This is a genomic window from Kitasatospora xanthocidica (assembly GCF_014656195.1).
GTDB lineage: Bacteria > Actinomycetota > Actinomycetes > Streptomycetales > Streptomycetaceae > Kitasatospora > Kitasatospora xanthocidica.
This window is the reverse complement of sequence record NZ_BNBY01000013.1, coordinates 125,262-134,179: the sequence shown is the minus strand read 5'-3', so window position 1 is coordinate 134,179 and position 8,918 is coordinate 125,262. Positions and strand designations below refer to the sequence as shown.

General features: G+C 73.9%; 8 protein-coding genes. All 8 read right to left on the bottom strand.

Going from position 1 to position 8,918, the window contains the following annotated elements; translation table 11 throughout:
- Positions 1-31: 31 nt before the first annotated feature.
- The 8 genes from IE332_RS23230 to IE332_RS23195 all read right to left on the bottom strand — a co-directional run bounded on the left by IE332_RS23230 (position 32) and on the right by IE332_RS23195 (position 8,631).
- Positions 32-325 carry a hypothetical protein gene (locus tag IE332_RS23230; protein WP_189919675.1) on the bottom strand — a complete coding sequence of 98 codons (294 nt, stop codon included), beginning with the start codon at positions 323-325 and terminating at the stop codon, positions 32-34.
- On the bottom strand, positions 318-767 hold the full coding sequence (locus tag IE332_RS23225; protein ID WP_189919673.1) for a YbaB/EbfC family nucleoid-associated protein: 450 nt from the start codon (positions 765-767) through the stop codon (positions 318-320). Before IE332_RS23225 ends, IE332_RS23230 begins: the two co-directional genes overlap by 8 nt.
- Before the next feature lie 142 nt (positions 768-909).
- Positions 910-3,306 carry a hypothetical protein gene (locus IE332_RS23220; RefSeq protein ID WP_189919665.1) on the bottom strand — a complete coding sequence of 799 codons (2,397 nt, stop codon included), beginning with the start codon at positions 3,304-3,306 and terminating at the stop codon, positions 910-912.
- A 111-nt stretch (positions 3,307-3,417) separates the two neighbouring features.
- Positions 3,418-3,786, bottom strand: a complete 369-nt coding sequence (locus IE332_RS23215; RefSeq protein WP_189919663.1) for a hypothetical protein — start codon at positions 3,784-3,786, stop codon at positions 3,418-3,420.
- Between the two features lie 16 nt (positions 3,787-3,802).
- A complete protein-coding gene (locus IE332_RS23210; protein WP_189919661.1) occupies positions 3,803-4,120 on the bottom strand; it encodes a WXG100 family type VII secretion target in 318 nt (105 codons plus the stop codon).
- A 32-nt stretch (positions 4,121-4,152) separates the two neighbouring features.
- The gene (locus IE332_RS23205) at positions 4,153-4,482 is read right to left on the bottom strand and encodes a hypothetical protein (protein WP_189919659.1); all 330 of its coding nucleotides are present in this window, start codon (positions 4,480-4,482) and stop codon (positions 4,153-4,155) included.
- 73 nt (positions 4,483-4,555) lie between these two features.
- Positions 4,556-6,094: a type VII secretion protein EccB gene (gene eccB, locus IE332_RS23200; protein WP_189919657.1), complete on the bottom strand. Its 1,539-nt coding sequence runs from the start codon at positions 6,092-6,094 to the stop codon at positions 4,556-4,558.
- A gap of 119 nt (positions 6,095-6,213) precedes the next feature.
- The gene (locus IE332_RS23195; RefSeq protein ID WP_189919656.1) at positions 6,214-8,631 is read right to left on the bottom strand and encodes an ATP-binding protein; all 2,418 of its coding nucleotides are present in this window, start codon (positions 8,629-8,631) and stop codon (positions 6,214-6,216) included.
- Between the last annotated feature and the right edge of the window lie 287 nt (positions 8,632-8,918).

Genomic DNA, 8,918 nt, shown 5'->3' with positions numbered 1-8,918 from the left:
CGCGGCACCGGGATCTGACGGACGGTCAGATCTAGCCGCCGGCCTCGTGGTCGGCGTCGTTCATGATCTGGGACGTGTTCTTCCCGCCCTTGCCGGCGGTGTCGACGGTGTGCTGCACCTTCGCGAACAGCTCGGTGATGGTGGTGGTCGGCTCGTCCACGTTCTCGTGGTACGTCTTGCCGAGCTCGTCGTGGCCGGCCGAGTTCTTGTTGAACTCGTTGATCTCCGTGGTCTTGGCCTGGATCTCCTTGAACAGGTCGGCCAGTTCCGGGTACTTGGCGAACTTGTGGATCAGGTCCGACAGCGCGGTCAGCTTCTCAGCCACGGAACTCCTCCTGCCGGTCGCGCTTGCGGCGCTCCTCGGCGGCGGCCTTGTCGGCGAAGCCGGGGCGCATCTGCCGCAACGGGGTGAAGAGGTCCTCGAGTTCGCTGCCGCCGGTCATCGAGGCGGCCAGGGTCTCGCCCAGGCCCTTGAACCCGGCCATCGTGGTGGCCACCCGGTCGCCGAGGTCGGCCCGTGCGGTGTTCAGCAGGTCGGTGAGCACCTTGCCCAGTTCACCGGGGGCCATCGTGCGGTAGGCGTTGGTGTGGAAGGTCAGCGAGACCACCTGGCCCTGGGCGCCCACCACGGCGGTGACCATCCGGTCCTTGGAGGTCACCGAGGCGGTCGCCGCCTCCAGCTCCTTGGCCGCCGCGGCCATCTTGACCTGCTGCTCCTCCAGCGCGGCCATCGCCTGCTCGATCTGTTCGGCGAAGGACAAGTCCATCCGTCCGCTCCTCCTTCTCCTGCCGAGGGTGCGTCCCGGGCCCGGAGGTGTCGGGCCCGGAACGCACCGGTCCATGGGGTCGTACGGTCCTCTCTACGGCCGCACCCGGCCCGTGGGTTCGACGGCGGCGGGGAACCCCTGCTCAGCGGCCGATGACGCCCGTCACACCGCCCGTGTCGGTGCCCCAGACCTCCTCGTCCTCGGACAGCCAGGTGGTGCGCTGCCGCTCCTTCTCGCCCTGGCCGCCCGCACCCGCGCCGGCACCCGCCCCGGCGCCCATCGGGGGCATCATCGGGCCGCCCATGCCGCCGGTGGTCGGGACGCCCCGGCCCATCAACTGGGACTCCTCGGCCGCGGCCGAGGCCGCGCCCCGTCCGGCGGCGGCCCGGGCCGCGGCGGCCTCCTCGGCGGCCGCTTCCGCCGTCGGCCTGACGCCCATGGCGTCGGCGAGCCGGCCGCCGACGCCGACGCTCGGCGGCCCCGACGCGGCCAGGCCGCCGACGGTCTTGGCCGAGATGCCGCTCTTCCCGGCGAAGGGCTCGCCGAAGAGATCGGTCCCGCCCTTGAGCGAGCCCGCCCCGCCCGAGCCGAAGGAGACGCCCGAGCCGAAGGAGTCGCCGCCGCTGCCCCCGATCGAGCCCGGCAGCCCGATCGATCCGCCGCTGCCCCGGCCGCCGGTGCCGACGCTCCCGGAGCCGCCCGCGTAGGCGTGCTCGGCGTCCGTCAGCAGCTGCTCGAACTGCGAGACGGGGCGGCCGTTGGCGTCGCGGACGGTGCCGTCGGTGTCGATGGTCCGGTCCTTGCCGAGGATCACCGGGTAGCCGTTGGCGTCCTTCAGCAGCGTCCCGTCGGGGCCGGTGACGGTGCCGTCCTCGTTCTTCTTGGAGCCCACCGGCACCTTGAACGGCGCGCTGGAGCCGGTGTTCCCGGTGTTCCCGGAGTTGCCGCCACCGGTCGAGGGCTGGCCGACCACGGTGCCCAGGGGTACGTGCCGGGGCTTGCCGTCCTTGTCGAGGAGCGGCTTGCCGTCCTTGCCGATCAGCTCGCCCTTGCCGTTGACGGTCGTCCCGGCCGGGACGTACATCGGCTTGCCGTCCTTGTCGAGGAGCGGCTTGCCGTCCTTGCCGAGCAGCGGGACCTGGCCGTTGTTGCCGCCGATGCCCCCGATACCGCCGATGCCACCGATCCCGCCGGTGCCCTTGCCGCCGGTGCCGTTCCCGCCGCCGATCCCGCCGGGGCCGCCCTTGATGTTGGTCGGCGGCGGCGGTCCGCCGTTGCCGCCGATCCCGCCGGGGCCCTTGCCTCCGGCGCCGCCACCGCCGGGATTGTTCGGGTCGGGGGCGCCCTTGGGGGGATCGACCTTGTCCTTGGGGAGGTTCATGGTCGGGTTGCCGAACGGGTGCAGCAGTTCGTTGGCCGCCTGGTAGGCGTCCCACACGAGGTTCCCCGCCGCAGTGGCCGCCTCGTCCAGGACGTCGACCACGTGCTTGGTCCACAGAGCCGTCGCCTGGTTGTTGACGAAGTCGGTGAAGGACTGGACGCCCGAGGCGATGGGGCCGGACTCCTTCGACGAGAGGACGTAACCCGGCCCGCTGACGTCCGCCTCGATCTTGGTCGTGTCGAGCACCACCGTGGTGATCTTCTCGACCTCCCGCTGGAAGGCGTCCCGGACGCAGGCGTACGGCCAGGCCCACGAGTTGTTGTGCTCGTCCGACGGAGCACGCGCGATGTCCTCGGCGTAGTCCTTGTAGTTCCAGTCGGACGTCTTCTTCTCCCGGGCGGCCGCCCCCCGCCAGGGGTTGTAGCCGAGGTTGTACATGTTCTGCTGTGCCAGGAGCAGTTGCTCCCCGGCCTTCTTCAGCTTGTCGGCGATGCTGTTTCCCGCGGCCGGCGGGGTGGCGCCCTTCGCGTCGTCCCGGTAGGAGGCGACGGTCCCGTTGAGGCGGAAGTGCAGCTCCCGGACCTCGTTCTCCAGCCCGATCAGCACCTCCTTGAACCGGCCGGCGGCGCTGCCCTGGAAGTCGCTGCCCGCGCCGTCCACCCGGTCCGCGAACGCCTGGATGCGGGGCCGCAGGTCCCCGATGGCGGTCTCCACCTTGACGAGTTCGGCCGCGGCCGTCTCCAGAGACTTCGGCGAGGTGTTCTCGTTGCCCGGTCCGCCGTTCCAGATGGACGGCCCGAGGACGTCACCGGGGTCGGTGTGGAAGCGGTGCAGCACGGAGCCGTTCTGGTTCCCCGCCTTGTCGTCCCAGAACGGCCAGTTGAGGGTGATGCCCAGGATGGTGGTGTAGGTGAGGCCGTTCTGCGTGGCGTAGGTCCACTCCGCCCACATGTCGTAGCCGGAGTTGCCGCCGGCGAGGCCGTCCTTCGTCTTGCGGCAGTTGTTGTTGTACTGCGAGTCCGTCACGAGCTGCCGGCCGGTGATCCAGGGCGTGCCGGTGACGTCCGTCCGGTGCACCACGGTGGTGTGCGCCTCCCCCGCGAACGCCTCCAGCATCTGTTCCCAGGTGAAGGTCCTGGCGGGCTTCGGATCGGACATGGTTCCCTCCGGACGGGACGTGACGGGTCGGTTCGGGCAGGGGGTGCCGTCGGACCGGACGGTGCTCCCGGTCCGACGGCGGACGGCCGGACGGCGCGGTGCGCCGCGGCGTCAGGCGGCGGGCGGCTTGGGCGGGCCGCCGCCGTTCAGGACGTCACCGATGACGTCCATCATCTGGGCCTCGGTCAGGGCTTCGCCGTTGCCGAGGTGCAGCCGGTCCCGGGCGCGCAGGAGGTCCATCATGATCTTGTCGACCTCGCCCCGGACAAACTCGATGGAGCTGCTGACGCTGCCGGAGAACGCGTTGAAGTTCTCCTTGAGCGTCTTCGCCTGGGGGAACACGTCGCGGCCGGGCTTGATACCCGCGGCCTTGACGCCGTCCCAGACGCTCTTCTGGCCGTTGACGTCGCCTTCGAGCGTGATGAGTTCGGCGACGAAGCCCTCGAGCCCCTCGACCGTCATCTTGATCTGGTCGGCCATGCGTGGGGCTCCCGCCTCAGTGGATGAACTGCTTGCTCGCGTCCTGGTCGGCCTGGCTCATGATGTGGTGCATGCTGGTGAGCTTGCCGCCGGCGGCGATGATGTCCTGGTTCATCTGCCCCGCGTTGGCCGTCACGGCCATCTTGAACTCCGTGAAGGCGTTGGCGGCGGCGCCCTGGAAGTTGCCGCTCTCCTCCAGGGTCTTCAGCTTCTGCTCCACCTCCCACAGGGCCTCGTCCATCAGGCTGCCCGCCCGGCCCAGTTCGCTCGCCGCCTGGGCGACGGTCTCGTGGTGGAGCTGGATGCTCCCGAAGTTGTCCATCGGCTGGCTCATGTGTCCGCTTCCTTCCCGTCGGTGACGCGCCGTCAGGCGCCGTTCAGCACACCCTCGATGAACCCGTCCGCGGCGTGCAGGCGGGCCTCCTCCTCGGCGTGCGAGATGGTCTGGTCGGCGACCTTGGTGGCCTCCGCGAAGCGCTCGAACGCCCCGATGACCTGGTGGTAGCGCTGCATCCAGTCCTCGACCTTCTGCTGGAAGGTGGAACTGGCCCCGGAGATGTAGCCGGAGGCCAGCTCCTGCTTGATCCGCTCGACCGTGCGGCCGGCCGTGATCATCCCTTCGATCTGCTGCTCGATGTCGGACAGCGCCTTGCGGATCGCCTCGTCCTGTTTGGTCAAGTTCGCTGGCGTGCTCACCGGGGCTCCCTTCTCTGCGCGCGGGGGTCGCGCGTGCTCTGATCGACTCAACGGGACTGTCCGGACCGGTGGTTCAGTCGCAGGACGACGACCCCACTGCGGGCTGGGCGGCCGTCCCGGCGGGCAGGGCGGGGACCGCCCCGGCGGGCAGGGCGGCCGCTCCGGCCGACAGGGCGGGGACCGTCCCGGCCGTCGGTGCGACGGAGGCCGCGGCCGCGAGGGCCGCCGGGTCGAGGCTGGGCCCGGCGGGCAGCAGGCCGAGCACCGGCGCGGGCACCGCGACGGGGGTGGTGCCCCCGTAGCCGAGCTGCTTGGCCACCGCCGCGGCGGGCAGCGGGTAGCGCACCCCGGCCTCGGTGACCAGGTACTCGGTGCTGCCCGCCCCGGCGCCGGACAGTGCCCGCACCAGGGCCCCGCGGCCCGGCCGGACGGCGATCCGGTCGGCGACGGCGCAGGTGCCCGGGGGCGCGCCCACCGGGGCCGTCGGGGGCCGTCCTGCCTCGGCCTGCGCGGCGGGCAGCATCGTGACCGCGGTCGTCGGCGCGCCGGCGCCGGTGTGCAGGTCGGCGCAGACGCCTTCGCCGCGCAGCGGCAGGACCAGGGCCGGCGGCGTCTCCGGCAGGCCCGGGGCGGGCGGGCCGCCGGGCGCGGTGTGCGCGGCCAGGTCCATCGCGCCGATCGACGCGGGCGTCGGGGCGTCGCTGCCGTACGCCTCCTTCTGGGTGCGCGGGTCGCCGAGCAGCAGCGCGTACAGGGTCGGGCTGAGCGGGGCGAGGCCGTCCTTGGTGAGCAGGTAGTGCGCACCGCCGACGGCCGTGAAGAGCTGGCCGATCCTGGTCGGCTTGCCGCCCAGCACCGGGCCGCCCTCGCCGCGCCGGGCGACGGCGGGCGAGGCCAGGTCCGGGCCGGCGGGCAGCGCGTTCAGCACGCCGGCCGGGACGGGGAAGGGCGTCGCGCCGCCGTAACCGAGCGCCTGCAGCGCCTGGTTGGCGGTGTCCACGCGCAGCCGCTGGCCCTGCCAGAGCAGGTGGACCGAGCCGTCCGGCGGGGAGACCAGGACGCCCTGGGCGGCGGTCAGCGCCCGCCCCTCCGCGGCCGGGTCCATCAGCAGGCCGAGCCGGGGCGCGGGGGCGCCGGTGGGGCCGGGCTGGACGGTGCCGCAGACCAGCCAGGTGCCGCCGCCGAGTTCGCTGGCCGGCGGCAGCCCGTCGGGGGCGCCGACGATCCCGACCGGCCCGCCGCGCGGCACGTCCGCGATCGAGTCCCGGCTCACCTGGCGTACCGTCATCTGGTCGCCGGCCAGGAGTCTGGCACTGGTGTCGTTCAGCACCGGGTGCAACTGCCCGCCGATCGACAGGTAGCGGGCGCCGGTCTCCTCGACCACCACCAGGGTGCCGGGTTTGGCCCAGCCGTCGTTGCCGCCGGGCTTGATCACCCCGTACACCGTGACCCCGAGCCCGATCAGCACCGCCACCGCCAGCCCGGTCATGGTGCCCCGGGTGGTCCGCCCGGTGGGGGTGTCCGGCGCGTCGGGCTCCGCTCGCAGCATGCCCGAGGCCAGCCTGCTCATCACGAACAGGTGCGCCTGCACCTGGTCGCGTCGGGACTGCATCCGGTTCCTCCCCGCCTGTTCGGGCGCACCCGCCGCTCCGGGGGCGGACGGTGCGCGCCCTCTTCGGTGCTACGGACGGCGGGGGCGGTCCGGTTCAGCGGTCGGCGGGCGGCCCGGGTTCAGGCTTCGACGGGAGGCCCGGGGTCCGGTTCCTGGTCCGGGTCCGGTTCCCGGTCCAGGTCAGGGTCCGGGAGGGCGTCCAGCCGGGCCCGGACGGCGTCGGCGTCGCGGTGCTGCAGGTGCTCCAGGATGGCCAGGCCCCGCAGCCAGGAGGCCCGGGCGGCGCCGGTGTCCCCGAGGGCGAGGTGGGTGTCGCCGATGTGGGTGTGGATGTCGGCCTGGAGGAAGTAGTCGCCGACCTCCTGCCGCAGTCGCAGCGACTCCTGGTAGGCGGGGAGGGCCTCCCGGTACTCGCCGAGCTGGTGGTGGATGAACCCTATGCTGTCCCGGATCGACGACTGGGCGGGGAGGTTGCCGGTCTCCCGGGCCAGCTCCAGGGCGTGCCGGCACGCGGCGAGCCCCTCGCGCGGCTCGCCCTGGTGCGTCAGATACCAGCCGATGCTGTTGAGCGCGAGGGCCTGGCCGTTGCGGTCCTCGATGGTCCGGAACAGTTCCAGGGCCCGGCGGGACTCCGCCACCGCCTCGGCGTTGGCCTGTTCCTCGCCGAGGGCGAGGGCGAGGTCGAGCCTGGTCCTGCCCTGCCGCGGCCGGTCCCCGAGCGCCTCGAACAGGTCGAGGGCCAGGCGCAGTTCGTGCCGGGCCTCGGGCTGGCGGCCCTGGGAGCGGTGCACCTGGCCGAGCCAGCGGCGCGCCTGGGCCTGGCCGCGGAGGTCCCCGGTGCGCTCGGCGGCGGCGAGCGCGGTCTCGCTGGCCCGCTGCCACTGCTGCCACAGGCCCGACTTGAGCAGGTAGGACACCTGCGCGTCGACGAGCTGCCAGGCGTGCCCGTCGAGCCCCTCCCGGTGGGCCAGGTCGACGACCCGTTCGAGCACCGGCTGCTCACCCCGGTACCAGGCGAGCGCCTGCGCCCGGTCGGTGAGCTCCTCGGGCCCGACCCCGGCGGCCGGCTCGGCGAGGGGCAGCGGCTGCCAGGAGGCGTCGTCGGCGTAGGCCAGGCAGCCGGCGCGGTGCGCGGTGTGGAGGTAGTGGTCGAGCACCCGCAGGGTCGCCCCGGCCCGCTCCGGCGCGGGCTCGTCGGCGGCGGCCCGTTCGGCGGCGTAGGCGCGCAGCAGGTCGTGCAGGGTGTAGCGGTCCCGGTCCGTCTCGGCGATCAGGTGGGCCCGGTGCAGGTCCGCCAGCAGCCGGCGGGCCTCGGGCAGCGGCAGGCCCGCGAGGCTCGCGGCCGCGGCCGTGCCGATGTACGGGCCGGGGTGAAGGCCGAGCAGCCGGAACAGCCGGGCGGCGCCGGGGTCCAGGGCGCGGTAGGACCAGGAGAGCACCACCCGGACGTCCGCGTGGTCGTCGCCGGTGGAGAGCAGGTCCAGGCGCGCGCGGGAGTCGCGCAGTTCGCGGGCCCAGACGCCGAGCGGGGTACCCGGGTGGTCGGCCGCCCGGGCGGCGGCGATGTTCAGGGCCAGCGGCAGCCGGGCGCACAGTTCGATCAGTTCGTCGGTGGCGTCCGGCTGTTCCTCGACGGGCGTGGCGCCCAGGCGGCGGGCGAGCAGTTCCCGGGCCTCGGCGTGGGAGAGCACGTCGAGGGCCAGCGGGACGGCGCCGTCCAGGGCGACCAGTCCGGGCATCCGGTTCCGGCTGGTGACCATGACCAGGCAGGTGTCCGAGCCGGGCAGCAGCGGACGGACCTGTTCCGCCTCGCGGGCGTTGTCGAGGACGATCAGCGTCCGGGTGCCGGCCAGCCGGCTGCGCAGCAGCGCGAGCTGCCCGTCCGGGTCGGCGGGGATGCGCGGGGCCGGGACCCCGAGCGCGTCCAGGAAGCCGCGTGCCACGTCGGCGGCGTCGAGCGGGGCCCTGGCCGGGTCGAAGCCGCGCAGGTTGGCGAAGAGCTGCCCGTCGGGGAAGCGCTCGGCCACCCGGTGGGCGAAGTGCACGGCGAGGGTGGTCTTGCCGACGCCCGCGGTGCCGGCGATGGCCGAGATCACGACCGCGCCGCAGCCGGGGATCCGGTCGCCCAGCAGCTCGTCGAGCGCCTGGAGTTCCCGGGACCGGCCGGTGAAGTGCCGGATGGCCATGGGTAATTGCTGCGGCACGGTCGGCCCGCCCGGCCCGGCCGGGGAGCGCGGGAACGGCGGGGAGTCCGCCGTACCGGACTCCCGGCCACCGGACGGCCGGGCACCGGCCGGGGCGTCCGCTCCGCCCGGCTCCTCGGCGCCCGCGTCCCGGGCCGCCGCCAGCCACCGGGCCCGGGTGTCCGGGTCGACGCCGAGCGCCTCGGCGAGCCGGACCACCGAGGACATCCGCGGCCGCCGCCCACCGGCCTCCAGTGCGCTGATCGACCGGGCCGAGACGCCCGAGCGACCGGCGAGTTCGTCCTGACTCCACCCCGCCGACAGTCGTCGCTCCCGCAACAGTTCGGCGAACACCGCAGCCCCCACGCATCCCCCCGGTCCCCCGGCCTCGGCATGCGGCCACTCCGCACCGCCACTCCGACGCGGACCGCGAACGAGCGTAGCGGGAGCGGGGCGAAGTGTCAGGACAATGACGGGTCAACGTCAGGTCAACGTCGTGGCGCTGCCGACCGCCCCGCACGGAGGATGAACACCCGACGGACCCGCCCCAGGAGGCACCTGCCGGCCCCCGCGCCCTCACGTGCCCCGCGGGGCCCGACCAGCCCGGGCCGGGGTCGCACCGCGGGCCGCGGTCACGGGGG